This is a genomic window from Verrucomicrobium sp. BvORR106 (assembly GCF_000739655.1).
Taxonomy (GTDB): Bacteria; Verrucomicrobiota; Verrucomicrobiia; order Verrucomicrobiales; family Verrucomicrobiaceae; genus Verrucomicrobium.
Genome location: NZ_BATR01000032.1, coordinates 1 through 23757 on the forward strand (window position 1 = coordinate 1; position 23757 = coordinate 23757).

Consider the following 23757-nt stretch of genomic DNA (forward strand, 5'->3'; position numbering starts at 1 on the left):
GTCCTTCGTGGTCCTGCCAACGGCGGCACCAACGTGGGAGCCACTCACTCTCATACGCCGGAAAACATCATGGCCTCCTTCCCGGGCATGAAGTGCGTGTGCCCCTCCAATGCCTATGATGCCAAGGGCCTCATGAAGGCCGCCATCCGGGACAATGACCCTGTGATGTTCATGGAGAGCACCGTGCTCTACGGCCAGGAATGGGATGTGCCGGAAAACTCCGAACTGCCCGATGGCGAACTCTTCATCCCGCTCGGCGTGGCGGATGTGAAGCGCGAAGGCACGGATGTGTCCCTCATCTCCCATGGCCGGGCGGTGAACACCTGCCTCGAGGCTGCTCGCATTCTGGAAGAAGAGCACGGCATCAGCTGCGAAGTGGTCGATCTTCGTACGATCCGCCCGCTCGACGAAGAAACCATCTTCGAATCCGTGCGGAAGACCCATCGCGCAGTCTGTGTGGATGAAAACAAGCCCTTCTGCGCCGTGAGCTCCCAGATTGCCGCCAGCATCTCCCTGCACTGCTTCGATGACCTCGATGCCCCTGTGCAGCGCATCGGCTCCCTGGACGCTCCGGCCTTCTACAGCCCGCCAATCGAGAAGCTCCAGCTCCCCTACCCCGACGTCGTTGTGGCCAAGGTGCTGGGCATGTTCTGAGACCGGGAAAGATAGTTTCCTAGATCCCATCGCGGGCCGGGTTGTTTCCAACAATCCGGCCCTCACTGTTTTCAGATGATTGAAGCCTGGCCACAATTTATTTCATTGAATCCGAACTGAAAAAGAACGGGAGGCCGTGGGGAGCGGAATTCAGATGCTGGATTCCAGCGCGTCTGAAAGCCCTGTTTCAAAGAGTTTTTGGACTGGAGGAGGCCTCGAAGACGCTTCATGCCAGCCTGGGTGGTGACTGACGTTTGTGGAAGTACTTTCCTTAAACCTAAAGAGTGGCGGCAAGGCCGTTTCAGCGTTGTTGGTGTATGGCGCGGCCGGATGGCCTGCGCTTCTCTCAAGCACCCGGCAGGGCAGATGCGAAGTCCCTGAACTCCGGCATGCTCAAGATCCCCTGCCGCTTGCCGGGATCGATTTCCAGGCACTGGGCCAGGCATTCCCTCGCCACTTGGGGGTCGCCGGTCTGGGTTTCTGATCGGGCGAGGGCGATCAACGCCTCGCACATGACGCCTTTGACCCCGAGACTGTTTGGAAACGACTTCACCAGGCCGCCACCCAGAGAGACCGCGTTACGATGAAACCCCATTCCCACCAGCGTGCGCACCCGCCAGATCAACGCTGGCAACCGGGTGCGATCCTGGTCCGGCAGGTCCTCCAGCTCTTCCCAGGACTGATGCCACATGCCCAGCTCGCCGTAGCCTTCGCAGCGACGGAGGGTTTGGGAGAGCCGATCAGGAGGGAGAGCCATCTTCTTTCACCGGAGAATCGGGTTAAACCGTTGGCCAAGCCTGCCCGATCATAGGGAAAATCCAACTCACCGACAATAAGATAAGCGTCCGTCGAGCGGTCCCGATGGACCGTCCCCCCCGCTGAAAAATTCAACCCTCCCCTTCCCCAGTGTGCGGATTCTGGAAGATCTGCTCCACGGGTTGCTTGAAGACGGTGGAAATGCGGTAAGCGAGATCCAGAGAAGGCGAGTGCTTCTCGGTTTCCAAGGCATTCACCGCCTGGCGGGAAACGCCCAGCATCTTGCCCAGTTCGTCTTGCGTCAGATTGTGCTCGGCTCGTAGCACTTTGAGTCGGTTCTTCATGGCTGGGATGGGCGGGAGTCGCGTGTGAAAAGAGTCACCAGCCCAAATGCTGCGTAGAAGGTGGGTACGATCAGCCAGGCTGGCGCATGGTGGGCACCTGCATACGTCTCCAGAAATCCCCAAGTGCAGAACAGCGCCATCGCGAGTCCACTGGCAATGATGAAGGTCCGGGCCATCACGCTCCGCACGTACTCATCAGCATCCCGCATATAAGCGAGCAGGGACCAGAGTTGCCCAATGATGGGTGCGGAGACCACGAGGCCCAAAGCCCAGGCCCCCTTCCCTCGCACGTCGTCGAATGCCCCCGCGATGGCTGCGAGGTTCACGAGGACGTAGCCACTCATAAAGAGCGCGGTACGGATGACATACTGACGGTGTGGTTTCTGTACATCGGTGAGTTCCATTTTCATAGTCAAGTCTCCTTTACACGGTGTCAGGATATCTTGACATGAATACGTGTCAAGAAAACATGACATTATGTCAGGGAAACATGATTTAAAGCGCAGAGGGCCAAAAAAAGGCGGCCCCGCAGAGCCGCCTTCAAGATTCACGGGATGTCCCTAGGAACTAGCATCCACAGCCGCCGCTGGAACAGCCGGTTGCGACGAGTTCCTGCTCGGGCTCGTGGCATTCGTCGGAGGTGCAGCACGGGGACAGCGGGCGGTCGAGGTCCACCTCTGGGGCATTCATGCTCGGGTTGGGAGCCTGAGCTACCAAGCCCAGTTCCTGGAGGAGCTTCATGTCCTCGTTGGCCCGCGGGTTCACGGTCGTGAGCAGCTTGTCCCCGTAGAAGATGGAGTTGGCCCCGGCGAAGTAGCACATGGCCTGGGCTTCCTTGCTGAGGGAGTAGCGGCCGGCGCTGAGACGCACCTTGGAGTTCGGGATGGCGATGCGGGTGACGGCAATCATGCGCACCAGCGAGAACACATCCACCGGCTCGTTGTTCTCCATCGGCGTGCCCTTGATGGGCATGAGGCTGTTGATCGGCACGCTTTCCGGCGGAGGATTGAAGTTGCTCAGGGTCTCCAGCATCTTCAGGCGGTCATCGATGGACTCGCCCAGACCCAGGATGCCGCCGCAGCAGACGCTCATGCCCGCTTCTTGGGCGTGGCGGATGGTGCGCAGACGGTCGTCGTAGGTGTGGGTGGTGACGATGTTCTTGTAGTGATCGCGGGAGGTGTCGAGGTTATGGTTGTAGGCGGTCACCCCGGCGTCCTTGAGCGCCACGGCTTCGTCCTGGCCCAGTTCCCCGAGGGTCACACAAACTTCCATGCCCAGCGTGCTGACGTCTCGGACGATATCGAGCACTTGTTCGAATTTCTGGGTGCCCATGCGGACGCCCTTCCAGGCGGCACCCATGCAGAAGCGGGTGGAGCCATTGGCCTTTGCTGCCTGGGCGCGTTCCATCACCGTTTCCTTGCTCAGGAGATTCTCGCGCTGCAGACCAGTGGAGTAGCGGGAGCTCTGGGCGCAATAGCCGCAGTCCTCGCTGCAACCGCCGGTCTTGATGCTCAACAGGGTGCAAAGCTGGACTTCGCGCTCCGGCCAGTGTTCCTCATGAACGGCACGCGCCTGCTTGAGCAGGTCGAAGAACGGCTGGTGGTAGAGGCGGTGGAGTTCGGTGTAAGTCATGACGGTTGAAGCCGGAGCATACAGGCTCCGGGGGCTGAATGTCAAGGAGTCGGGAGGGGTGGCTGGAGGGCTGAGAGGTGTGCTCCAGACTTCTCTATCGCCCGAGGCCTCGTCGCAGTTCATCCAACGTCATTTCCAGAGATGGATCCCGATCCAATTCGGCATCGCGACGCAGCGCTTCCGCCACTCCAGGATCCATGCTGAAACGGTCAAGGATCTTGGGGACGATGTCTTGAGCATCCGCCCGACCGACGGCAGCAAGCCAGTTAGGTACGTCACTTAGAAACTTCTGCAGCAGCTGTTCAGCCGAAGCCAATGCCTGGTCGAACTCGAAGATGGGAGCCGCTATGAAAGGGCCCAATTTCTGACGAGGTGAGGAACTGCCGCCATCGCTCCAGATGATGATCTCGGTGCCAACCTTTTCGGCCCAGGCGGAGGGCTCATGCCCCATCCAGGGAGCCGCTCCGGTACGCAAAAACGTAAGCCACTCGTGGCAGTGCTCCAGGCCACTGCAACACGAGGGGCCAATCACTGTCTCCTGCTGAGTGAATTGGACACCTCCGTAGGCCCCAAGCTCATCGGATGCACGAATGACCTCGATGGCTTCATCCACGCTGTGCACCTCCATCCCATAGCAGAGCTGCAGCATGAAAGTTCCCAGACACGCGAGGTTTGAGGGCTCGAGCGGTACCCACTGCAAGCCCGGAACATCGGTCACTGGCCAAGGGGCGCACTCCCCCTCTTTTATCCAGGGCATTTCCACAACTGGAATGATGTTGATCATGGTCAAGGTCAAGAGGGCGAGTCAAAGACGGGATCGTTTGACCTTGGAAGCGGTGATGAGCCCAAGCCAGGATATAAAAACCACCAGACCAACAACAGCCGGCATGACCAACATTTCGGTTCCGATCTTCCGTCCTCCAAGAACCTCCCCGGCTCCCAGCACAAGAAGCACGAACACGGGTGCCGCAATGCCGAACACCAGCAAAGACCTTCGCGCTCCGGAAGAATCGCCTCCTCTTGGCAGGATCAGCAGCCAGGCCAGGAACTGAAGTCCCCACCATACGGCAGCTGCCGCCAAGATCAGAACGAATGCCCAAGCGTCCTCCATTCCCTCACTGTTTTACGTTAACCATGGATGTCGAACAACCCACTTTGAACCGCAGCATCTCCGCCTCCCTCACCCGGGTAAATACGGCGCGCAGCGGGCCTTCAAGAGTTCCACGAGATCGGGATCCATGAACTCGTAACGATCCGGGATGTTCAGCACCACCACCTGCTTGCCGCGTAGGGCCTGACCGAACCGGTCATTGAGGCGTTTGCGGTGCGTGGTCTCCATGACGAGCACGACATCCGCCCACTCCAGCTGTTCTTCTGAAAGGGGCACTTCCGCATCGTGATTGAGCCCGGCGGAATCGGTTTTCACCCCTGGGTAGTCGGAAAAGACAGCCTCGCCTGTGGGGCTGCGCAGCTTATTCTGGGAACAGATAAAGAGAAGTCGTTTCATCGTGCCAGCTCTGAGGTTCAAGTGATCGACAGGCGCCTTTGCGCGATGTCCTGCAAGAGTTGATCCGCAGGTTGATTCATGTCCGGTTGTTGATCCCCGGGTCGGACTGGCACGCCAATCTGGCGGAAGAAGCCCTCAAGACCAGATCCGCCGCCGGGGAGCATCATTCCAAGGATCTTGCCGCTGGAATCCAAACGATTCTGAAAAGCGTGAATCACATGGGGCGGGACACAAACGATGGCCCCCTCAGTGCAAACGTGTGGTTGTTCCATATCTCCCACGCGAAATTCAAACGCACCGCGAAGGATGTAGAACACTTCTGCTTCGGGGTGCGAATGCGGTGGTACGCTAACGCCGGGTGGAAGCTCGGTCTCGGCAATCATGAACTGGTCACCCGTCATCGCAGACGAGGCTTTGAATGTCATTAGACCTGTCTTGAACAGCAGTTTTTCCCCTTCTCCAGGGCCAAGAACAATGGGGCTCCAACTCATGGGTGTCCTAAGGTCTGTAGTTGCTATCTGGAACGCTACTCCGGCACTGGCACCAGATCCAGTGCGAGGCTGCGGAAATTCTTCACGCGGTGAAACGTCGCGCAATCGGCGTCATGATGGTTCGGGCCGTTGATGTTGGAGCGCGCAATGATTGCCAGGTCCTCTCCATCCACCACGGGCCGGGCGTACATGAAGGATTGCGTCACCTTCGGAGCTTGGGCGACACAGCCCGCGGGGAACCAGTTTAGTCCATCCATGCTGTACTGCAGCATGAGGAAGCGGCGGTCGTTGCCGCCCGGTGCCTGCTCCGCCACCAGCTTGCCGCCTTTTTCCTTGAACCCCTCCCACCAGTCAAAGACGCCCAGGCTGTCCACCGGGAGATTGGCCGTGGCCCAGAACATCTTGGACACCTCATCCCGGATGATGCAGAACTTGAGCTGCCCGCCCGGCATGGCGTGATACATGCCGAATTCCAGGCCCAGCTTTTCCGGTGAATCCGTGGCCCTCAGCATGGCATTGATGCCGGTGACCGCCTGCCGCCGGAATTTCACCGCGCACATGACCCGAAGTTTTCCCGCCACCTCGATGACATTAGGTTCGAGGTATTGATTGCCCAGGCTGGCCAGCTCTGGAAGGGCCATCATGTCCGGGATGCCCGGGAAGGCTACAGGCTCAGAGATGCGCCACGCGGGGGGGTTCAGCGGATCTCCGGACAAGTCCCCTGCCACCAGACGAGGTCCGCGGTTTTTGCCGAGACTCAAGTCATCCACGGCCCAGTAAATCTTGTCGGGATGCTGCACCATGCCCGTGTGGCAGTTCCAGTAGTGTCCCTTGAAAAGGGTCACCGGCTCCGACCAGGTTTTGCCCCCATCGGAGCTTTTCAGGAGCAGTAGATCATCGTTGCGGGACTTGGTGCCGCCTTTGTTGGCGAAGAGGTAGAGGGCACCCTGGTGCACGAAAGGCGCGGCCGAGTAGTACGGCAGCGTGGAGCTTTCCTGCCAGCTCTTCCCGCCGTCTCCGCTGCGGAGGATGTGCACGATGCTCTGAGTGGCCCGTCTTTCCTCACTCCATTGCATGCGCGGCACCACTGGCACAATGGCGACGAGCGTGCCATCCTCCAGTCTCGTGAGCCCAGGTCCTTCTACGTAGAACTCCGGGTTGGGATTGTGGAAGACCAGCGTGTAGTCCTGGGCCAGAGGCTGGGCGGCTGAGAGAGGCAACCAGGGTGTCAGGAAGCACAAGCCGGTGAGAAGCGAGGAAAGCAAGCGGCGCATGGAGTGAAGCAACGCGGGTGGGTGTCGGGAAGTTTCAGCAGACAGTGTAGACTGGAGGACCATGGTGGCGGCGTCGCCAGCATCTTCTCCGTCAGCCTGGCTCATGCCCCAACAGCCCCAGCGCCTTTCCTTTTGCCCAACCCCTCTCAATGCCGGTCGTAGTTGTCGACGTAAGGAGGCACCAACTGAAACGTCTACAGGGCGAATCTCGCGCAATACCCTTCCGCCCACCTCCAAGCCCTCCGGATCGTTCCAGCGTTTACCTTGGCTCCTTGATCCCTACTCCTGCCGCTGCACCACAGACCGGAAAATCAGTGCCTGCCAAGGAACCTTGGATGCGAAAGGGACTCAGACCGCCACAACTCCTTCGGAGTAGATGCCTTCAACACCCGTACCCAACGTAGACTCGCTGGAAGCTCGTCAACGTTGGGCTTGTAGCCCCATCCTCTTCGAGGAAGAACTTCGACTGAGGGCGTGGAAGGCGTCGGTTCCTTGGCGGCCACCCAAAACGAGCGCGGTTGGTTCGTTTTCCTCACGCTGACAAGTCAGGCATGCGGCGCTTCAAACCCGAATGGTTGTTCGATTTGGGAATGATCCAAGTTCGGCGCAACAACAACTTCCCTCCCGCCTCCTCCACCGCTTCACACCTGGCCTGTGGCCGCGCCCGTCCCAGCCGTCTGGTTGAACTCAATCGCCTTCTGCCGGGCAAAAGCCCCGGAGCCGCCTGCGATGCCAAATCCGATGTAGCGGCCGTAGTGGGCGAAGAAGTCGTCCGGCAGGAGAATGGCGCAACCGATGCCGATCAGCAGGGCGATGCCAATGTTGATGAAGGCCCCCTTCCAGTTTCCCAAGTAGGCCAGACCGGCTCCCGGAATGAAGAAGCTCAGGAGAAAAGCCACCAAGGGTTTTTTCATACAGGCGTAGGTAGTTCCGGGCAAGGATGCCTGTGACGACAGGAAAGTCAACCCGCCGCTGCCCCCCCTACTCCATCTTCTCCTTGAGCCGTTTCATCAGCTCCGTATTCCCCTCCAGTTCCTCCAGAATGAGCGTCAACACTTTGAGCGTGCTCTTGCTGATGTGGTGCTCCATGCCTTCCACATCGCGGTGCACCGTCTCGGCATCGAGGCCGAAGCCGGCGAGCAGGCGGGTGAGGATGTCGTGGCGCTTGGCGATGGCCTGGCCCACGCGCCGACCTTCGGCCGTGAGGGTCACGCCGCGATAGCGCTCATAGATCAGGTACCCCTCCGCATCCAGCTTCTGGATCATGTTCGTCACGCTGGCCTGGGAGATGCCCAGATTCTGGGCAATGTCCACCACCCGGGCGTAGCCCTTGCTCTCGATGAGGTTATGGATCTGCTCCAGGTAGTCCTCGATGGCTCGAGACTGACCATTGGAAGATCGAACAGGGCGGGGGTCTGACATGGTCCCGGAAAACTAGCAGCGAACCCCGGGCAGTGAAACTGAAAAGGCTGTAGTCCGATGAAGCAATCTTAGTCTGGGCTAAAATTTCTTGTTGACTCGAAGTTGCTCTCGGCAAAGTTAGCCTAGGCTAAGATTTGTAGACAAGCCAAAGCCTGCTGTGTGCGCAATTCAAGTCATGAAACTCAACTCACCCGTTCTTCTCCCTGCTTTCCTGTTCACCAGCTTCACGGCTTCTTCCGTGCTGGCGGGCGTTCCATCCATACCCCCATCAGCCGTTGTTACGAGTGGGCAGGCCAAGCCCCTCCGGGAGATGAGCACGGACCGGCCGGACAAGACCGAGAGCGCCTACACGGTGGACGCCGGGCATTTCCAGATTGAGGCCGACCTCATCACCTGGACCCGGGATCGCGAGCATGGCGTGGCTTACGATGCCCTGGATGTCGCCACGATGAACTTGAAGCTCGGTCTGACCAACTCGATCGACTTTCAGGTGGTGGTGGAGAGCTACCACTATGAGCGCACTCGCGCTGGCAAGGTCCAGAGCACGGACGAAGGTTTTGGCGATCTGACGCTGCGCACGAAGTTCAATGTCTGGGGCAACGATGGCGGCCGCACGGCGCTGGCGATCATGCCCTTTGTCACCCTCCCCACGGCCAGCGGCGACTACGGTGTGCCGGATGCCGAGGCTGGCATCATCGTTCCACTCGCCATCGAGCTCGCCGAAGGCTGGGCCCTCGGGCTGATGACGGAGCTGGACGTCGTCAATGACGAGGACGGCAGCGGCCACACCGTGCATGTGGTGAACTCCATCACCGTCGGTCATGATCTGACGGAGAATCTCGGTATGTACGTGGAGTTTTTCTCCGAGATCCCGACGGAGAACTCCAGCGAGTGGATCGGCACCGTGGACGTCGGCTTTACTTATGCACTCACTGAGAACCTGCGGCTCGATGCCGGAGTAAATGTGGGTGTGACGGAGGCGGCGGACGATCTGAACCCCTTCCTCGGCATTTCCATGAGGTTCTAGCGTCCCAGTTCCGCTGATTTTTCCATATCTCTGGCACCCTCCTTTCTAACCACCCTGCACCCATAAGTTCTGACATGACGCCCCGCCGCCACTTCCTCACCACCCTGACGCTTGCGACCGTTGCCGCTACCGGGCTCACCGCCTGCGGACCCAAGTCCGGAGACAAAGGCACCCGGAGATCCGGTCCCAAGCGGATCCTCACCACGTTCACCATCATCCAGGACATGGCGCAGAATGTGGCAGGGAATGCCGCCATCGTGGAGTCCATCACCAAGCCGGGTGCAGAGATTCACGACTACGAACCTACGCCGCTGGATCTGGTGAAGGCCCAGCATGTGGACCTTGTCTTGTGGAACGGCATGGGCCTGGAACGCTGGTTCGAGAAATTCTTCCAGGAGGTGAAGGGCGTGTCCAGCGCGGTGCTGACGGAAGGCGTGGAACCCATCGGCATCGGCGAAGGGCCCTATTCCGGCAAACCCAATCCGCACTCGTGGATGTCGCCGGAAAACGCCGTGGTCTATGTGGAGAACATCCGCAAGGCTTTGGTAAAACTGGATCCTGCCAATGAGGCTACTTACAATACGAACGCCGCCGCTTACACCGCGAAGATCAAGGCCGTGGATGAACCCGTGCGCCAGAAGCTGGCGGCCATCCCGGCAGAGCAGCGCTGGCTGGTCAGTTGCGAAGGGGCCTTCTCTTACCTGACGCGGAACTATGATCTGAAGGAGCTCTATCTCTGGCCCATCAATGCGGATCAGGAAGGCACCCCGCAGCAGGTGCAGAAGGTGGTGGATGGGGTGCGGGCCAACAAGATCCCGGTGGTCTTTTCTGAGAGCACCATCAGTGACAAGGCCATGCTCCAGGTCGCCAAGGAGACCGGTGCCAAATACGGCGGCGTGCTCTACGTGGACTCGCTCACCAACGACGATGGTCCTGCTCCGACATATCTTCAATTGCTCCAAACCAATGCCGACACTATTGTACAAGGCTTCGCCGGACGGTGAACGCGGTGAGCCGCGGCCAGAACGGCGGGGTGCATCGTCCCCCGCCCGCTCCATGTCCGACGACTCCACGCCGCTCTCGATCGAAGTCACCGATGTCACGGTGGCCTATACCAACGGCAACGTGGCCCTGCGGGACACCACCTTCAGTCTGCATTCTGGCACCGTCTGCGCCCTGGTGGGCGTGAACGGCAGCGGGAAGAGCACCCTCTTCAAGGTGATCATGGGTTTCCTGAAGCCCGCCAAAGGGACAGTGAGCATCGGCGGACGTCCGGTGAAGGAGGCGCAGAAGCGCAACTTGGTGGCCTACGTGCCGCAGAGTGAGGAGGTGGACTGGACCTTTCCCGTGAGCGTGTGGGACGTGGTCATGATGGGGCGCTACGGCTCCATGAACTTCCTGCGCATTCCGCGGGAAGAGGACCGGCGCATTGTGAAGGAGAGCCTGGAACGCGTGGGCATGTCCGAGTTCAAGGACCGCCAGATCGGCGAGCTTTCCGGAGGCCAGAAGAAGCGTGTCTTCCTGGCGCGGGCGCTGGCGCAGCGCGGGCGCATCATGCTCCTGGATGAGCCTTTCACCGGCGTGGATGTGAAGACGGAAACGGCCATCATTGATCTCCTGGAGGAGCTGCGGGAAGATGGGCACATCATCCTGGTTTCCACCCACAACCTTGGCAGCGTGCCGGAGTTTTGTGATCGCGTGGTGCTGGTGAACCGCACCGTGCTGGCCTCCGGGCCCACAGCGCAGATCTTTACAGAAGAAAACCTGGCCAAGGCCTTCGGCGGCGTGTTGCGGCACTTCAAGTTCGATCACACGGACCTCCCGGGGTCCGCGCGGAACGAGGTCCTGCTCCTCTCTGATGATGAGCGTCCCCTGCTCCTCGGTCACGACGGCGCACCCAAGCGGAGCGGCGTAGGCACCAAAACCGGGCCGCTGGTGGAGGATTCGCGGAAATGATGGACAGCCTGCTCGTCCCCTTTCAGTACGAGTACATGGTGAAGGCCATTCTTCTGAGTGGACTCATCGGCGCGGTGTGCGCCTTCCTCTCGTGCTTCATCACGCTGAAGGGCTGGTCGCTCATGGGGGATGCGCTCTCTCACGCCATCGTGCCTGGGGTGGCGGTGGCGTCCATTTTTGGCCTCCCCTTTTCCCTGGGGGCCTTCGTGGCCGGCCTGCTGGCGGCGGTGGGCATGGGCTGGGTGAAGCATCGCTCCCGATTGCGGGAGGATGCCGTGATCGGTGTGGTCTTCACCACCTGGTTTGCCTTGGGCGTGCTGCTGCTCTCCGTGTTTCCCAGCTCGATCAATCTGCGCACCATCGTCTTTGGCAACATCCTGGGCATCTCCGACCAGGACATCGTCCAGGTGGTCTGCATCGCCGGTCTCTCACTGGGGGTCCTGCTGGTGAAATGGCGGGATCTGCTGGTCTATTGTTTTGATGCCAGCCACGCCCGCAGTTTGGGGATGAATACCACGTTCCTCCACTTCCTGCTGCTGGCGCTGCTTTCTGCCACGGCGGTCGCCGCCATGCAGACGGTGGGTGCGGTGCTCGTGGTGGCCATGCTAGTTACCCCCGGGGCCACGGCCTACCTGCTGACGGATCGCTTTGGCCGTATGATCATCCTGGCTACGGGTATGGGCCTGTTCTGCGGGATTGCGGGTGCCTATGCCAGCTACTTCCTGGATGGATCCACCGGTGGCTGCATCGTCGTGCTCCAGACCTGCCTCTTTCTCATAGCGCTGGTCCTGGCGCCCAAGCACGGGCTGCTCGCGGCGCGGGCCCGTCGCCGGGAAGCCCGGGCGGTCGCCGGCGCGCTGGCACCTTCCATGCCCAAGGGGCCGCAACCGCCCTCGTCCTCTCTCTCCGCGTAACCTGACCTGCTCATGGACTGGCTCGAACCTTTCCGTTACTCCTTCATGGTGGATGCTATGCTCATCGGGGCCCTGGTGGGCACGGTGTGTGCCGTGCTTTCCTGCTACCTGGTGCTAAAGGGATGGTCCCTCATGGGGGACGCCATCTCCCACGCCGTGCTTCCCGGCGTTGTCGGGGCTTATCTGCTGGGTCTGCCCCTGGCCGTTGGGGCCTTTGTCACCGGGCTGCTGTGTGCCACGGCCACCGGCTGGGTCAAGGCGAACACGCGGATCAAGGAAGACACCGTCATGGGCATCATCTTCACCGGGCTGTTTGCTCTGGGACTGGTGATGTTCACCAAGGTGCAGACGGACGTGCACCTCAATCACATCCTCTTTGGCAACATCCTGGGCATCGAGCGCAGCAGCAAGATCCAGACGCTCGTCGCCGCCATTCTCACGCTGGCGATAGTGCTCACGCTGCGTCGGGATCTGCTCCTGTACTGCTTTGATCCCACGCACGCACGCACCATTGGGTTGAACACGCAGGTGCTCTACTATCTCCTTCTCGCACTGCTGGCCGGTACCATCGTGGCGGCGCTACAGGCGGTCGGCATTCTGCTGGTGGTGGCCATGCTCATCACGCCGGGCTGCATCGCCCACCTGTTGACGGATCGTTTTGATCGCATGCTCATCGTGGCGGCACTGTCCTCCATCTTCTCGTGCGTGGCCGGGGTCTATGTCAGCTTCTTCCTGGATGCCGCTCCAGGCGCCAGCATGGTGCTCGTGCAGGCACTGCTCTTCGCCCTCGCCTTTGTCTTTGCTCCCCGGCATGGCCTCATTGCCTCCCGCCGGGTCAGGGGGTAAATGGGGAATGGCCCCTGCCTACAGCGGGGGTGCCTGACTTCGACCGGGCCCACGACGTCAACTCGTGAAGTTTGAAGTTTGAGATTTGAAGTTTGCCACCTTCATTGCCTCATGCCCGACACCTCCCTCTCCGCCACCACCGGTTTCATCTTTGACTGGGATGGCGTCATCATCGACTCCCATGCGCAGCATGAGGAAAGCTGGCAGCTCCTGTTTACTGAGCTCGGCCGTCCCATGCCAGAAGGCTTCTTCAAGGCCACTTTTGGGATGCGCAACCAGCAGATCATCCCCATGTGCTTTGATTTTGTGGCAGCAGATGACCACGCAGAAATCGCCCGACTGGGCAATCGCAAGGAGGAGCTCTACCGGGAGATCCTGCGGCGCGACGGCATCGTCCCTCTGCCCGGCGTGGTGACGCTCCTGGAGGAATTGCTCTCGCTCGGCATCCCCACCTCGGTGGGGTCCTCCACGCCGCGTTTGAACATCGAGACCATCATGGGCATGACCGGGCTGGATCGCTATTTTCAGCACATTGTCAGCGCGGAAGATGTCACCGTGGGCAAGCCCGATCCGCAGGTGTTCCTGAAGGCCGCGGAAAAGCTGGGCCGCACACCTGAGCGTTGTGTGGTGTTTGAAGATGCGCATGTCGGGATTGAGGCTGGCAAACGCGCCGGCATGAAGGTGGTGGCAGTGGCCACAACCCATCCGCTGGAAAGCCTGGGCCAGGCGGATGTTGCTTACTCGAACCTCGAGGGTTTGCGCGTGGAGACGATCATTGCAGCCACAGGTCTGTGAAAGTGACGGTGGCAGGAGGGCTGGCCAAGGGTGTTGGGAGATTTTTTAGAATGAGCATCGAATGATGAATAAGGGTTCATGAGCCTCGTCTGATATGACGAACCGCGACGCACAAAACAACGCAACACCGCGGCTCAAAAACCCCAATGAAACTCGTCATCTCATCCCTCGTTATCGCGCTCACTCTTGCCTTCGCTCCCACTGCGACCTTTGCCGGCGGGCATGACCATGGCCACGGCCACGGCCACGGCGGTCACGGCCACGGCGGCCACGGACACGGTGGTCACGGACATGGCCACGGTGGTCACGGACATGGCCACGGTGGTCACGGACATGGCCACGGTGGTCACGGACATGGCCACGGTGGTCACGGACATGGCCACGGTGGTCACGGACATGGCCACGGCGGTCATGGCCACGGCCACGGCGGTCATGGCCACGGTCATGGTGGTCACACCATCTACATTCCGGGCGTTGGCTATGTGGTGATCGGCCGGTGATCTGGGCTGCCCTCCTGTCTCGGCAGGGCCGCCGGGTGGTGGCCTGATGAGAGGCGGGAGTAGTTTATTGAAACCCGCACTGCTTCAGTCCTCCAGCTGCTTCCCTTGAGAAGCCTCCTACCATGAAAATGCTGTTTGTTCCCCTTGCCGTTCTTGTGCTCGCCTGTGGCGCCACCATGGCTGCCTCCACGGTGAGCCCCAACACCCCTGGCGACACCTTCATGCAAAAGCTGCGCCATGTCTGTGGTGTCCGCTTCTGCGGCTGTCACCATCATCATCACTGCCATGACTGGTGTGACCATCGCGGCCGCCACTGGCATTGCCCCGGGCACGATTAAGGTTCGTCATGCCACCGGCCCGGGCCGGCGTCTCCTCCGTCCGGGACGGGAGATCGCATGAGGAAATAATCACTGCCCACATCCTCCCCACGCGCCTCCACGGTCCACCCGTGCTTTTCATAGAAGGCCAGGGCGCGCGCATTGGCCGTCGCACATTTCAACGTCCAGGTTGTTTCCTTGAAGGAGAAGAGGGTGCGCATCAAGGCCTCCCCCACTCCCTGCCCCTGACTCGCAGGGTGCACATACAGGTGGTGGATGAAGTTGTCCGGCTCCCAGATGGAGATGAACCCCCAGACGGCCCCGTCGTCCGCCTCAGCCACCCAGATGCGCTCCCCTGCGGTTTCGATGGCGAAGTCCGCAAGCGTGAAGCTGCCCGGTGCCCGCCAGTGGAACGTGTTTTCACGACACGTCACCAGCAGTTGCGCCAGCGCCGCCTCGTCTTGGAGGCGTATCGGGCGGATGGAGAAGCTGGGTGGGATCGCAGGATGTTGGGGCATGCAGGGGACGAATACCCATACGACTCCGGCGATGGTTTCTGGACAGATGGTGACCTCATTTTCACATTGCAGTATCCTGACTGCAGAGTCAGGGCACCTGACGCCACGGCGCTCGACAAGGCTCACTTCATCTGGCAGTTTCCTGCAATGTCAGTGTTAAATGGAGAAGATTTTCTGGAGGCCGGATGGGCCCCGGGACCGCAGATTGGACAAGCCCTTGTCAAAGCCGCCGAGTATGAGGCGCGGGGTGTTACGGACCCGGCTTACTTGCTGAAACTGCTGCGCCGGGACTTTCCGCCCACCGCACCGAAGTTGACCATGAAGGCGGAGCCTGCGCCCCTGGCTGAGGCCATTGAGGCGACGTGCCCTGAGGACGAGCGCAACATCAAGTCCGTGCGTCGTTACATGAATGAGCTGCTGCAGACGCCCGTGGTGACCCGCGGCGCGGTCATGCCTGATGCCTGCCCCGCCGGTTCGGTGCCTGCCACCATCCCGGTCGGTGGCGCGGTGGCTGTGGAGAACGCCATCATCCCCAGTGCCCACAGTGCGGACATCTGCTGCTCCATGCACGCCACCTTCTTCCAGTGCCCCAAAGGCGTGACAGAAATGCTGGACGACCTCATGGCCTCCACCCGCTTTGGCATGGGAGGACGGCGGCCGGAGAACTATGTGCCGCATTCCGTAAATCATGAAAATGTGTGGCAGAACCCGTTTCTGCAAGGTCTGCGGGAGGATGCGCTCAAACACATGGCCGATCAGGGTGATGGCAACCACTTTGCCTATCTGGGTCGCATCCGGATTACTGAGGCGGCTCGCCAGCAGTTGCGCGCCGCCGGGCATGTAGAGCTGGCTGATTCATTGACTGGACATGATGAAAGCCTCGTGCTGGTGACTCACCACGGTTCCCGTGGTCTGGGGGCCAAGGTCTATGCCCGCGGGCAGAAGGCGGCCCTGGCACATGTGAAACGTCACGCCATCGACATTCCCGCCCCGGCGGCATGGCTGGACTATGGCACCCAGGAAGGCCGTGACTACTGGGAGGCGTTGCAATACGTCTCGCGGTGGACGAAGGCCAATCACGAGAGCATCCATGCCAGGTTCTTGGAAAGAACAGGTAGTGTCAAGGTGGCCGCCTTTGGGAACGAACACAATTTTGTCTGGAAGCGTGGGGACACCTTCCTCCATGGCAAGGGGGCGACCCCAGCCTGGAAGGATGAGGCCGGGCGGCCGCTGCTGGGCCTCATTCCGCTGAACATGGCCAGCCCCATCCTCGTCGTGCTGGGGCGTGACAATGAGGACTACCTCTCGTTCTGCCCGCATGGCGCGGGACGAAATCAGTCCCGCACCGCCATGTTGCGGGCCTATCGGAATGAGGAGGGCGAGCTCGATGCCAAACGTGTGCAACAGGCCCTGGAGCACAGCACCCGCGGGATTGAAGCCCGCTGGTACTACGGGAAGCCCGATTTGTCCGAGTCACCCCTGGGCTATAAGCCCGCCGCGCAGGTGAAGGCGCAGATCCAGCAGTTCGGTCTTGCCGATGTGGTGGCGGAGATTGAGCCCCTCGGCTCCATCATGGCCGGCGACTCCGGTCCCCCGCCCTGGATTCGCCGCAAGGACGAGCTCACCCCCAAGCAGCTCCGCGCCATCGAGCACCGTTCCGACCGCCGGAAGGAACGTCAGCGGTTGCGGGATCTGGATGATGGCGGGAACGTGGAGGTAGAGGCGGATGAGGACGATTGAGAGAAAAGGGTTCTAGGAGTTTGTGCGAGTGCTGATGGCCCGCGATTCCCGCGCAGCGGGCCAGCACTCTTGAATGCTGGCTGGCCGTTGCGACGTTCCATTTGGGTATGGGAAACAACGCCGATCGTAGTTGTCGACGTGAGGAGGCACAAATTTCCCCCGTGTATAACAGCGTGGCTCCCATGATGAACAAGGGCCCAAGGTGTACGCTGGGATCGGGGTTGGACGGCCAACGTAGACTCGCTGGAAGCTCGTCAACGTTGGGCTTGTTGCCCCATCCTCTTCGAGGAAGAACTTCAGCGAACTCTCCGAAACCGGTAGGCACCTCACTCGACCACCTCACCTCGCCGCCGCTGTCTCGGCCTTCGCATCCTCGTCCGCACTCGCAGACACCGTGCCCCCTGGCACCACAGGCACGCCGGGGAGATTGATGGTGAAGAACGAGCCTTCGCCCGTTTCGCTTTTCAAGGCGATAGTCCCACCCATCAGCTGAACGAGCTGACGGGAGATGCTGAGACCCAGGCCTGTGCCACGGCCGGCTGCATTCTCCGCCACTTGTTCATAGTCGCGGAAGATGCGCTTTTGATCGGTTTCAGAGATGCCCACGCCGGTGTCAGAGACGCGGAACTGCAGGTCAAACTTGGGATGGGTGCCTGCCACCCGGGTGCCAAAAGCCTCCAGGGCGATGCTGCCTTCCGCAGTGAATTTCAGCGCGTTGGAGACCAGATTCCCCAGCACCTGTTTCAGACGTTCTACATCCAGTTCCAGCAGAGGTGGGACCTCCGGAGACGTGCGGCAGATGAAAGCGAGTCCCTTTAAGCGGATCGCGCCCTCGTGCACCACCGCAACTTCATGCAACACATCCCGCACGTTGATCGGTGTGGGATCCAGCTTCAAGCGGCCTACCTCCATGCGGGAGAGATCGAGCAAATCGTTCACCAGGCGCAGCAGCGATCGCCCACTGGCCTGGATGGCCGCCAGGGATTCCTGTCCGGCCCTGCTGTCGGGGCTCCTGGCCAGGAGTTCGGCATGCCCGATGATGGAGGTCAGCGGATTGCGGATCTCATGGCTGACGTTGGCGAGGAAGCGGCTTTTCTTTTGTGCGATGTGCTCCACCCGGGCCTTGTCGAGCTCCAGCACCGCTGCTTTCAGCGCCGACTTTTGGGCCCGCTTCATAAGGAACAAGCCTGCGGCGGCGGTGATGATGGCCATGACGCCGCTCCCGATGGACGTGAGGTGGAGCATGTGCAGATGCCACCAGGTGCGTGCGTTGCGCCGGTCAAAGAGCAGCTGTTCCCTCGCAAGGCCCTCATCCATGCGGGCCTGGAGGGCACGGCTCAGACCACGGCCTTCGTCCACCAGCGGGATCATCGTGCGCGGGTCCACCGCATTGCCCCGTTGCGTCACCATCAGGTCAAACGCGGCAAAACGAGACTCCGCCAGCTCCCGCACGCGGACGAGCAGCTCCTGCTGCACAGGATTGTCGTGTGTCATTTCCTCAATCCTGCGCAACTCCAGCAGGGCGTCTGCACGGCTCTGCCCCATGAGGGCCAGACTCACTGTATCGCCCGCCAAGGCGTAGCCTCGGGCGGTGGATTCGGTCTCGCTGAGCAGCGCGCGCAGCCGGAGGAAACGGGCCATGACCTCATCCGTGTGCAGCACACTGGTGATGTTCTGTTCGGTGAGACGGGCACTGCGAATGTTGGCGGCCAGGGCCACCAACAAAAGGAAGGCGGCGATGGTGAACAGCCAGCGATGCCAGGAGCGGATCATGGAAACAAGAAGAGGATGAGGGTGGGTGAAGACAGCGGGCGAGGCCTGGAGGGAGGAGAGTGCTTTCGCGCCCAAACGAAGATCCCGACGGCATGGCGGGCATGCGGCCGGGATCACATTTTCCTGCCTCAAGAGGGGCAGGTGGCGCGCTGCCCCTCTGATTCGAGGCTGCGCACCGGGATGGACCTGCAAATCAGTTGGTGGCGTCTTTCACGGCTTCTTTGGCATCCTTGGCCGCATCTTTCACGCCCTCAGCTGCGTCCTTAGCCGCGTCTTTGAGATCCTCACCCGCATCTTTTGCTTTCTCGTTTTCACGGATGTTGAGACCGTCCTTTACCGTCTCGGTGGCGGAGCGGGGCTTCTCTTCACAACTGGTGAACAAGAGGGCGGACGCACCGGTGAGAAAGAGGGCGACGGCGATCAACAGGCTGGATTTCATGTCGTATTTCATAAAGGGAGGGGGGTGTGGTTTGTAGTGGATGGTTTGTTCTTGTTTGGCCTCAGGCTTGGGGAAAAGGGAATCAGGAGCCGACGGGCTCGCTTGGTCTTCTCGTCTTCAATCCGATCACGATGGGCGGCCGCTCAGCGCGAGCACTCCTGTCAGAATGAGATAGATGCCCACCACGTAGTTCAGCAATGCGGGAAAGATCAGCACGCAGATGCCGGCAATGATGGAGACGATGGGATGGAAGAGAGTCGCTTTCATGGAAGGGGGGCGCGCCGGTGACGCGCATCTGCCTTCCCTCTCTTGCAGGTTCGGTTCCAACCTTGTCTTCTGTCGATATGTCGCTGTGAATGAGCTATTTAGCTCTCAACGAGAATCTTGGCCGCCCGCCGGTTTTCATGCAAACTGCATGTCAAAACAGGCGAGATACTTGCTTTTTGCAGCTGTTTCCAAATTTGGCATCGGGTTCTGGCCGGACAAGATGCCATCTCACCTTCCAAAGCCAACTAGACGCGGAGCATGTCCTTCACGACCTGGCACCAGAGGAAGAAACAGCCTCTCCAGGAATAGCGGAACTGTTCGCCATCCGTGCGCACGATGACGCCAGCGTCGAGGTTGTGGGAAACCTGCTGCACCAGATCGTCTTCGATGACGGAGTGCAGGTTCTCTGGATCCTGCGCTTCGGTCTTGTCGGTGGTCACGCCATGGCGGGCCAGGAAGGCCTCGTGAGACACCAGCATGTCTTCGAAGGTCTCCGCATCGTCGCAGCGATTCATCCGTTGACGGGGAGACAGCTTCATGGTGAAGCTGAAGGGGTAGTTCGTCGTCACCAGCGTTTCGCCGTCGGCAGTGCGCGTGGTCAGGCTGGCATGGGAGAAGATAAAGGCCTCCTGCTGGGCGACGCTGATGGTGGCCTGGAGCTTCTTTTCCTCATTGTAAAAGAGGCGGACAAAATGGTCAGTCTCATCCCACTTCCAGCCAGCGTCATCGGTCTTGCTGAAGCCTGCCTCTTCCACTTCATTCGTGATCTCGTCCAGATCCGGGAACACTTCCCGGGACGGAGGAAACCGATGCTTCACATGGCTGTGAATGGGGAATCGGAGTTTGCGCACCCGGCCGACGATCTCCACCCAGGGAAACAGGAACCAGAGGGCGAGCGCCAGCCAGCCCCAGACATGACTGCCGGTGAGGAAATAGGCACCCAGATAACTGGCTACCAACACTGCCACCCAACCCGCCTTGTTGAGGTAGCGATTATGAAACGTGCGGCATGCGTAAGCAAAAATGAGCAGGCCGATAATGAGCAGAAACTTGGACATGAAGACGGTCAGGGGGAAACGAACCGACAATTAAAACACGGAATGCGTGAAAAGCAAACCCGCAGGACTTCCGGCCTGCTCCCCCAAACAAGCCAGGGCAGCCCTATGGCTGCCCTGCGCGGGGGGTTTGATCATGAAATGTGGGTTGGGACCTGCTGCCCGCGATGGCAAAAGGCAGGCCCGTCATGGGGCTGTTCTTCGACCGGTGACCAGCGAGATCAGGAAGAAGACCAGGAAGATAAAGAAGCAGATTTTGGCCACCCCGGCAGCGGCACCAGCGATGCCTCCGAAACCGAGCACAGCCGCGATCAAAGCAACTACCAGGAATGTAACAGTCCAGGAAAGCATGGCGGTATGGGTTTGATTTCCGCTGGTTGACGCCATCCACCCGGATGACCATCTCACAGCACTGCCCATCTTAGTCGCATAACCCATGCCTGGAGGGGTGAGCGTCGTGTAAGGTGCTCAGACTGAACGTGGCAAGCGAGATGGGAGAACGTCCGAGCGGAGGCCGCGATCATGCATTATGCCTGCTTTGACCCCTGTGGGTGGCAATCCGCACACCCTGGCAGATGGTGAATCGGCGCGGTTATGGATCATCCTTCAGCGCCTCGATGCTCAACGTGTAAATGCGGCTGCCGGACTTGAGCACGTCATAGGTTTTGCCCGGCTTCATCAGAACGGAACTCGTCGTTCCCTCCTCGGTGTAGCTGTAGGAGGTGATGGTGGTGCCCTTGTCTGAATTCTGAACCGAGTTGGGGGTGGGAATGGAGGTGGTGAGGGAGTACTGAAAGCGCAGGCCTTCATCCACCTCGTCCAGCAGGCCACTCAAGGAGATCCGCAATCCCGTGGGCAGCCCCGCGACATTTTGTCCGGAGGTGTCACCCAGTTCTCCGGCGAAGAGGCTGCTCTTCACCTGTCGGGAAGAGGTGAGCAGAGTGCATTCACGCTTCTTTTCCCCAGTTCCGGAGATGGTCAGGTGAATCCGGTAGTTCTGCTTGAGCTGGACGCTGGTGGAATCGTCAACTCCAGGGAAGATGGTTCGCCGTCGGGCGGGAACAGGAGGTGTTGATGCGGCCGCGGCCGCAGGGACAGGTGCATTGGGAGCTTCTTGGGCACAAACGGGCAGATCGGTTGCAACGATCAGGAGCGTGGTCAGCCATGTCAGAGCGGGAACGTATTTTGTTTTCATGGAAGGTGGTGACGTCGAGCAACATGGACGTTGGGTGATTCGAGAATATTCAGAGCATGCTGGGAGGGCGGCGAGAACTGGGGAGCAGTGCCATTCGACAGGCGCTACTTCACCACCATCTGGGTGAAGGGCCAGACATAGGCTTGGAGGAAGACCAACACGCCGACGAGCGATGCGAGGATCAGGCTGTGCCAAAACACGCGGCGTAGGATGGCCCCCTCCTGACCAAAGACCTGGGCGGCGGTGCTCGCCACCACGATGCTCTGAGCATCCACCATCTTGCCCATCACGCCGCCCACGCTGTTGGCAGAGGCCATGAGCACCGGACTCACCCCCACCTGCTGCGCTGTGATGGTTTGCAGGGAGCCGAAGAGCACGTTCGACGCGGTGTCAGAGCCCGTGAGAGCCACGCCCAGCCAGCCCAGCAGCGTGCCGAAGAACGGGTAGAGCCAGCCCGTCTTCGCCAGTGTGAGGCCCAAGGTGGCATCCGCACCAGAGTACTTCGTGACAAAGCCCAGGGCCAGCATGCAGGCGATGGTGATGAGGGAGAGCCGGATCTTGATGATGGTGCGCAGCCAGATCTGCAGCATGCGCAGCGGGCTGAAGCCCATGATCAGGCCGGAGATCAGGGCAGCCAGGAGGATGGCGGTGCCGGTGGTGGAGAGCAGGTTCAGTTTGAAAAGGGCTGCCTCCGGCTTCGCGGCGGGGGTTTCAGGAACTACGGGCGGCGTCCGCAGCACTTCGTGGTGCAGGCCGGGCACGGGGAGATCTCGGCTGAAGGCGGCATCCAGGCTGTCTTTGATGCCGGGTTGGCTCCAGACAAACACGACCCCCGTGAGGATGAGCCAGGGCAGCCAGGCGCGCTTGCGGATGCGGGCCCCGGTATCGGCGACGCTCTGCACGTGGGCGCTGGCAGGGGCTTCCGCAGGCTTCCAGAATCGCAGCAGCACGGCCATGGCTCCCATGGCAAAGAGGGCGGAGACAATGTCCACCAGCATGGGGCCGTGGTAGTTGGACATGATGAACTGCATGAAGGCAAAGGAGACTCCCGCCGTGAGAGCGGCAGGCCACGCCCGACGCAATGCCGGACGACCGCCGTGCACGGCGATGATCCAGGCGGGGATGATCGCCGAGAAGAAGGGCAGCTGCCGCCCCGCCATCTGGGAGAGCGTGAGCTCCCCCAGCCCCGTAACCTTGTTCAGCGTGACGATGGGGATGCCCAGAGATCCAAAGGCCACCGGGGCCGTGTTGGCGATCAAGGAAAGCACACAGGCCTCCAGCGGGCGGAACCCCAGCTGAATAAGCAGGGCCGAGGTCACAGCCACCGGTGCGCCAAACCCGGCGATGCCTTCAAAAAAGGCACCGAAGCAGAAGGCAACCAGGATGAGCTGGATGCCGGGGTCCGGTGCCATGCGGGTGAAGCTGGTGCGTAGTTCATCGAACCAGCCCTTCTCCACCGTCATCTGGTAGAGGAAGATCAGGTTCAGGATCATCCAGCCCACCGGCAGAAGACCGAAGGCTGCCCCATACCCGGCGGCCGCGGTCGCGGCAGTGAGAGGCATGTGAAAGCCCGCCACGGCCACAATCAGCGCCACGATGAGGGCCACGACTGCCGCGAGGTGGATGCGCAGCTTCCGGGAGGCGATAAGCCCGAGCAGGACCCCTACCGGGATGGCTGCGACCAGGGTGGAGAGGGAGGGGTTGCCAAACGGGTCGTAGTTCTGAAGCCAGGGCATGGAAGTGGAGAAGGTGGGCAAAAGCGTGAGGCCAAGACGCGGCAGCTTGCACCAAACTTGCAACGAAGCCCTGGCGCGTGATGGAGAAAATGATCCTGTCAGACTCCGGCCCAGATTGGCAAGAATGAGGACGGTCTTCCGTTCCTTTTCAGCCTGTCCTTGCATGAGCCTGTCATCTTGCCCCCGAACCTCGCTCCGGTCGGTCCTCACCCTGCTGATGGCCGGGCTGGCGATCCTCGGTCATGCGGCAGATCCATCTCCACCCACTCTGCAAGGCCTGTGGCTCATGGGGCAGTCATTGTGTGAGGGATCCGAGTCCCTGCCGCTGGTCACCACTACGCCGTCGCCCCGGGGAAACTGGATGTTTCAACGCGGTGTTCGCACCTGGTCGCACGGGCCGTGGTCGGCCAAGCCAGATGGGCGTCCGGCGGAGGACTTCGCTCTGGTGCCACTGCAAGCCTCCATGAACGGCGGCACCGGAGAGACCATTGCCAATGGCTTGGCAGATCACTTGAAGGCCACCCTCCCTGGCTCTGCCTCCCAGCCGGGTCAGGCCCCGCATTATCTGGTGGCATATGCGGGTCAGGGGGCCGAGGTAT

Annotated in this window: 29 protein-coding genes and 1 pseudogene; 10 read left to right on the forward strand and 20 right to left on the reverse strand. The window is 60.6% G+C overall.

Annotated features, from left to right (window positions below):
• A partial coding sequence (locus tag BV106_RS05495) for a transketolase C-terminal domain-containing protein (RefSeq protein WP_038161709.1) occupies positions 1-654 on the forward strand: 654 nt, incomplete at its 5' end.
• Positions 655-1000: 346 nt separating this feature from the next.
• On the opposite strand, the gene BV106_RS05500 is transcribed toward BV106_RS05495, so the two are convergent.
• From BV106_RS05500 to mntR, 11 genes are all read right to left on the reverse strand, one after another.
• The gene (locus tag BV106_RS05500) at positions 1001-1411 is read right to left on the reverse strand and encodes a tetratricopeptide repeat protein (RefSeq protein ID WP_038161712.1); all 411 of its coding nucleotides are present in this window, start codon (positions 1409-1411) and stop codon (positions 1001-1003) included.
• A gap of 130 nt (positions 1412-1541) precedes the next feature.
• The gene (locus tag BV106_RS05505; protein WP_038161715.1) at positions 1542-1754 is read right to left on the reverse strand and encodes a helix-turn-helix transcriptional regulator; all 213 of its coding nucleotides are present in this window, start codon (positions 1752-1754) and stop codon (positions 1542-1544) included.
• A complete protein-coding gene (locus BV106_RS05510) occupies positions 1751-2164 on the reverse strand; it encodes a hypothetical protein (RefSeq protein WP_038161718.1) in 414 nt (137 codons plus the stop codon). The genes BV106_RS05505 and BV106_RS05510 overlap by 4 nt, the downstream gene beginning before the upstream one ends.
• A gap of 157 nt (positions 2165-2321) precedes the next feature.
• Complete coding sequence (bioB, locus tag BV106_RS05515) at positions 2322-3386, reverse strand: biotin synthase BioB (protein ID WP_038161721.1); 1065 nt, start codon at positions 3384-3386, stop codon at positions 2322-2324.
• Positions 3387-3480: 94 nt separating this feature from the next.
• Positions 3481-4170 (reverse strand): hypothetical protein, encoded by a 690-nt coding sequence (locus BV106_RS05520; protein ID WP_038161724.1) that lies wholly within the window; start codon positions 4168-4170, stop codon positions 3481-3483.
• Positions 4171-4191: 21 nt separating this feature from the next.
• Complete coding sequence (locus tag BV106_RS05525; protein ID WP_038161726.1) at positions 4192-4497, reverse strand: hypothetical protein; 306 nt, start codon at positions 4495-4497, stop codon at positions 4192-4194.
• Between the two features lie 69 nt (positions 4498-4566).
• Positions 4567-4893 (reverse strand): low molecular weight protein tyrosine phosphatase family protein, encoded by a 327-nt coding sequence (locus tag BV106_RS05530; protein WP_038161729.1) that lies wholly within the window; start codon positions 4891-4893, stop codon positions 4567-4569.
• Positions 4894-4910: 17 nt separating this feature from the next.
• Positions 4911-5384, reverse strand: a complete 474-nt coding sequence (locus BV106_RS05535) for a cupin domain-containing protein (protein WP_038161732.1) — start codon at positions 5382-5384, stop codon at positions 4911-4913.
• A 35-nt stretch (positions 5385-5419) separates the two neighbouring features.
• A complete protein-coding gene (locus tag BV106_RS05540) occupies positions 5420-6763 on the reverse strand; it encodes a sialidase family protein (RefSeq protein ID WP_265595365.1) in 1344 nt (447 codons plus the stop codon).
• Positions 6764-7299: 536 nt separating this feature from the next.
• Positions 7300-7572: a hypothetical protein gene (locus tag BV106_RS05545; RefSeq protein ID WP_038161738.1), complete on the reverse strand. Its 273-nt coding sequence runs from the start codon at positions 7570-7572 to the stop codon at positions 7300-7302.
• A 67-nt stretch (positions 7573-7639) separates the two neighbouring features.
• On the reverse strand, positions 7640-8080 hold the full coding sequence (gene mntR, locus BV106_RS05550; protein WP_038161741.1) for a transcriptional regulator MntR: 441 nt from the start codon (positions 8078-8080) through the stop codon (positions 7640-7642).
• Between the two features lie 175 nt (positions 8081-8255).
• On the opposite strand from mntR, the gene BV106_RS05555 reads away from it, so the two are divergent.
• The 6 genes from BV106_RS05555 to BV106_RS05580 all read left to right on the forward strand — a co-directional run bounded on the left by BV106_RS05555 (position 8256) and on the right by BV106_RS05580 (position 13618).
• Positions 8256-9107, forward strand: coding sequence for a transporter (locus BV106_RS05555; protein WP_051945167.1), 852 nt, complete (start codon positions 8256-8258; stop codon positions 9105-9107).
• Positions 9108-9181: 74 nt separating this feature from the next.
• On the forward strand, positions 9182-10111 hold the full coding sequence (locus tag BV106_RS05560) for a metal ABC transporter substrate-binding protein (RefSeq protein ID WP_038161744.1): 930 nt from the start codon (positions 9182-9184) through the stop codon (positions 10109-10111).
• Positions 10112-10163: 52 nt separating this feature from the next.
• Complete coding sequence (locus BV106_RS05565) at positions 10164-11063, forward strand: manganese/iron ABC transporter ATP-binding protein (RefSeq protein ID WP_038161747.1); 900 nt, start codon at positions 10164-10166, stop codon at positions 11061-11063.
• Positions 11060-11977, forward strand: a complete 918-nt coding sequence (locus BV106_RS05570; protein WP_038161749.1) for a metal ABC transporter permease — start codon at positions 11060-11062, stop codon at positions 11975-11977. The genes BV106_RS05565 and BV106_RS05570 overlap by 4 nt, the downstream gene beginning before the upstream one ends.
• Positions 11978-11989: 12 nt before the next feature.
• A complete protein-coding gene (locus tag BV106_RS05575) occupies positions 11990-12823 on the forward strand; it encodes a metal ABC transporter permease (protein ID WP_038161751.1) in 834 nt (277 codons plus the stop codon).
• Between the two features lie 111 nt (positions 12824-12934).
• Complete coding sequence (locus BV106_RS05580; protein ID WP_038161755.1) at positions 12935-13618, forward strand: HAD family phosphatase; 684 nt, start codon at positions 12935-12937, stop codon at positions 13616-13618.
• 161 nt (positions 13619-13779) lie between these two features.
• Here the strand turns inward: BV106_RS05580 and BV106_RS38125 are convergent, their stop codons facing one another.
• A complete protein-coding gene (locus tag BV106_RS38125; RefSeq protein WP_265595366.1) occupies positions 13780-14064 on the reverse strand; it encodes a hypothetical protein in 285 nt (94 codons plus the stop codon).
• A 176-nt stretch (positions 14065-14240) separates the two neighbouring features.
• Between BV106_RS38125 and BV106_RS05590 the strand changes: the two genes are divergently transcribed.
• On the forward strand, positions 14241-14456 hold the full coding sequence (locus tag BV106_RS05590) for a hypothetical protein (RefSeq protein ID WP_038161760.1): 216 nt from the start codon (positions 14241-14243) through the stop codon (positions 14454-14456).
• Here the strand turns inward: BV106_RS05590 and BV106_RS05595 are convergent.
• Positions 14453-14953 carry an N-acetyltransferase gene (locus BV106_RS05595; RefSeq protein ID WP_051945170.1) on the reverse strand — a complete coding sequence of 167 codons (501 nt, stop codon included), beginning with the start codon at positions 14951-14953 and terminating at the stop codon, positions 14453-14455. The two genes, BV106_RS05590 and BV106_RS05595, sit on opposite strands and share 4 nt — an antisense overlap.
• Positions 14954-15100: 147 nt before the next feature.
• Between BV106_RS05595 and BV106_RS05600 the strand changes: the two genes are divergently transcribed.
• On the forward strand, positions 15101-16693 hold the full coding sequence (locus BV106_RS05600; protein ID WP_038161762.1) for an RtcB family protein: 1593 nt from the start codon (positions 15101-15103) through the stop codon (positions 16691-16693).
• Positions 16694-17032: 339 nt separating this feature from the next.
• On the opposite strand, the gene BV106_RS05605 is transcribed toward BV106_RS05600, so the two are convergent.
• From BV106_RS05605 to BV106_RS05630, 7 genes are all read right to left on the reverse strand, one after another.
• The gene (locus BV106_RS05605; RefSeq protein ID WP_038161764.1) at positions 17033-18466 is read right to left on the reverse strand and encodes an ATP-binding protein; all 1434 of its coding nucleotides are present in this window, start codon (positions 18464-18466) and stop codon (positions 17033-17035) included.
• Positions 18467-18659: 193 nt separating this feature from the next.
• A complete protein-coding gene (locus tag BV106_RS05610; RefSeq protein WP_038161765.1) occupies positions 18660-18917 on the reverse strand; it encodes a hypothetical protein in 258 nt (85 codons plus the stop codon).
• Positions 18918-19031: 114 nt separating this feature from the next.
• A complete protein-coding gene (locus tag BV106_RS37085) occupies positions 19032-19172 on the reverse strand; it encodes a DUF3096 domain-containing protein (RefSeq protein ID WP_081891534.1) in 141 nt (46 codons plus the stop codon).
• Between the two features lie 245 nt (positions 19173-19417).
• Positions 19418-20230: a hypothetical protein gene (locus tag BV106_RS05615; RefSeq protein ID WP_038161767.1), complete on the reverse strand. Its 813-nt coding sequence runs from the start codon at positions 20228-20230 to the stop codon at positions 19418-19420.
• A 183-nt stretch (positions 20231-20413) separates the two neighbouring features.
• Positions 20414-20578: a DUF1328 family protein gene (locus tag BV106_RS05620; RefSeq protein WP_009966117.1), complete on the reverse strand. Its 165-nt coding sequence runs from the start codon at positions 20576-20578 to the stop codon at positions 20414-20416.
• A 241-nt stretch (positions 20579-20819) separates the two neighbouring features.
• A complete protein-coding gene (locus BV106_RS05625; RefSeq protein ID WP_038161770.1) occupies positions 20820-21422 on the reverse strand; it encodes a hypothetical protein in 603 nt (200 codons plus the stop codon).
• Positions 21423-21526: 104 nt separating this feature from the next.
• On the reverse strand, positions 21527-23158 hold the full coding sequence (locus BV106_RS05630; RefSeq protein WP_038161773.1) for an L-lactate permease: 1632 nt from the start codon (positions 23156-23158) through the stop codon (positions 21527-21529).
• A gap of 163 nt (positions 23159-23321) precedes the next feature.
• On the opposite strand from BV106_RS05630, the pseudogene BV106_RS05635 reads away from it, so the two are divergent.
• Positions 23322-23757: pseudogene (locus tag BV106_RS05635) on the forward strand (phosphate ABC transporter substrate-binding protein); the annotation flags it as partial.

Coding starts and splice junctions, on each gene's coding strand:
- BV106_RS05600 (WP_038161762.1), top strand. CDS start 15,101: ATGTCAGTGTTAAATGGAGAAGATTTTCTGGAGGCCGGATGGGCCCCG.
- BV106_RS05530 (WP_038161729.1), bottom strand. CDS start 4,893: ATGAAACGACTTCTCTTTATCTGTTCCCAGAATAAGCTGCGCAGCCCC.
- BV106_RS05555 (WP_051945167.1), top strand. CDS start 8,256: ATGAAACTCAACTCACCCGTTCTTCTCCCTGCTTTCCTGTTCACCAGC.
- BV106_RS05535 (WP_038161732.1), bottom strand. CDS start 5,384: ATGAGTTGGAGCCCCATTGTTCTTGGCCCTGGAGAAGGGGAAAAACTG.
- BV106_RS05565 (WP_038161747.1), top strand. CDS start 10,164: ATGTCCGACGACTCCACGCCGCTCTCGATCGAAGTCACCGATGTCACG.
- BV106_RS05590 (WP_038161760.1), top strand. CDS start 14,241: ATGAAAATGCTGTTTGTTCCCCTTGCCGTTCTTGTGCTCGCCTGTGGC.
- BV106_RS05630 (WP_038161773.1), bottom strand. CDS start 23,158: ATGCCCTGGCTTCAGAACTACGACCCGTTTGGCAACCCCTCCCTCTCC.
- BV106_RS05605 (WP_038161764.1), bottom strand. CDS start 18,466: ATGATCCGCTCCTGGCATCGCTGGCTGTTCACCATCGCCGCCTTCCTT.
- BV106_RS05625 (WP_038161770.1), bottom strand. CDS start 21,422: ATGAAAACAAAATACGTTCCCGCTCTGACATGGCTGACCACGCTCCTG.
- BV106_RS05620 (WP_009966117.1), bottom strand. CDS start 20,578: ATGCTTTCCTGGACTGTTACATTCCTGGTAGTTGCTTTGATCGCGGCT.
- bioB (WP_038161721.1), bottom strand. CDS start 3,386: ATGACTTACACCGAACTCCACCGCCTCTACCACCAGCCGTTCTTCGAC.
- BV106_RS05575 (WP_038161751.1), top strand. CDS start 11,990: ATGGACTGGCTCGAACCTTTCCGTTACTCCTTCATGGTGGATGCTATG.
- BV106_RS05545 (WP_038161738.1), bottom strand. CDS start 7,572: ATGAAAAAACCCTTGGTGGCTTTTCTCCTGAGCTTCTTCATTCCGGGA.
- BV106_RS05570 (WP_038161749.1), top strand. CDS start 11,060: ATGATGGACAGCCTGCTCGTCCCCTTTCAGTACGAGTACATGGTGAAG.
- BV106_RS05615 (WP_038161767.1), bottom strand. CDS start 20,230: ATGTCCAAGTTTCTGCTCATTATCGGCCTGCTCATTTTTGCTTACGCA.
- BV106_RS05520 (WP_038161724.1), bottom strand. CDS start 4,170: ATGATCAACATCATTCCAGTTGTGGAAATGCCCTGGATAAAAGAGGGG.
- BV106_RS05510 (WP_038161718.1), bottom strand. CDS start 2,164: ATGAAAATGGAACTCACCGATGTACAGAAACCACACCGTCAGTATGTC.
- BV106_RS38125 (WP_265595366.1), bottom strand. CDS start 14,064: ATGACCGTGGCCATGACCGCCGTGGCCGTGGCCATGACCGCCGTGGCC.
- BV106_RS05580 (WP_038161755.1), top strand. CDS start 12,935: ATGCCCGACACCTCCCTCTCCGCCACCACCGGTTTCATCTTTGACTGG.
- BV106_RS05540 (WP_265595365.1), bottom strand. CDS start 6,763: ATGAGCCAGGCTGACGGAGAAGATGCTGGCGACGCCGCCACCATGGTC.
- BV106_RS05560 (WP_038161744.1), top strand. CDS start 9,182: ATGACGCCCCGCCGCCACTTCCTCACCACCCTGACGCTTGCGACCGTT.
- BV106_RS05525 (WP_038161726.1), bottom strand. CDS start 4,497: ATGGAGGACGCTTGGGCATTCGTTCTGATCTTGGCGGCAGCTGCCGTA.
- BV106_RS37085 (WP_081891534.1), bottom strand. CDS start 19,172: ATGAAAGCGACTCTCTTCCATCCCATCGTCTCCATCATTGCCGGCATC.
- BV106_RS05595 (WP_051945170.1), bottom strand. CDS start 14,953: ATGCCCCAACATCCTGCGATCCCACCCAGCTTCTCCATCCGCCCGATA.
- mntR (WP_038161741.1), bottom strand. CDS start 8,080: ATGTCAGACCCCCGCCCTGTTCGATCTTCCAATGGTCAGTCTCGAGCC.
- BV106_RS05610 (WP_038161765.1), bottom strand. CDS start 18,917: ATGAAATACGACATGAAATCCAGCCTGTTGATCGCCGTCGCCCTCTTT.
- BV106_RS05505 (WP_038161715.1), bottom strand. CDS start 1,754: ATGAAGAACCGACTCAAAGTGCTACGAGCCGAGCACAATCTGACGCAA.
- BV106_RS05500 (WP_038161712.1), bottom strand. CDS start 1,411: ATGGCTCTCCCTCCTGATCGGCTCTCCCAAACCCTCCGTCGCTGCGAA.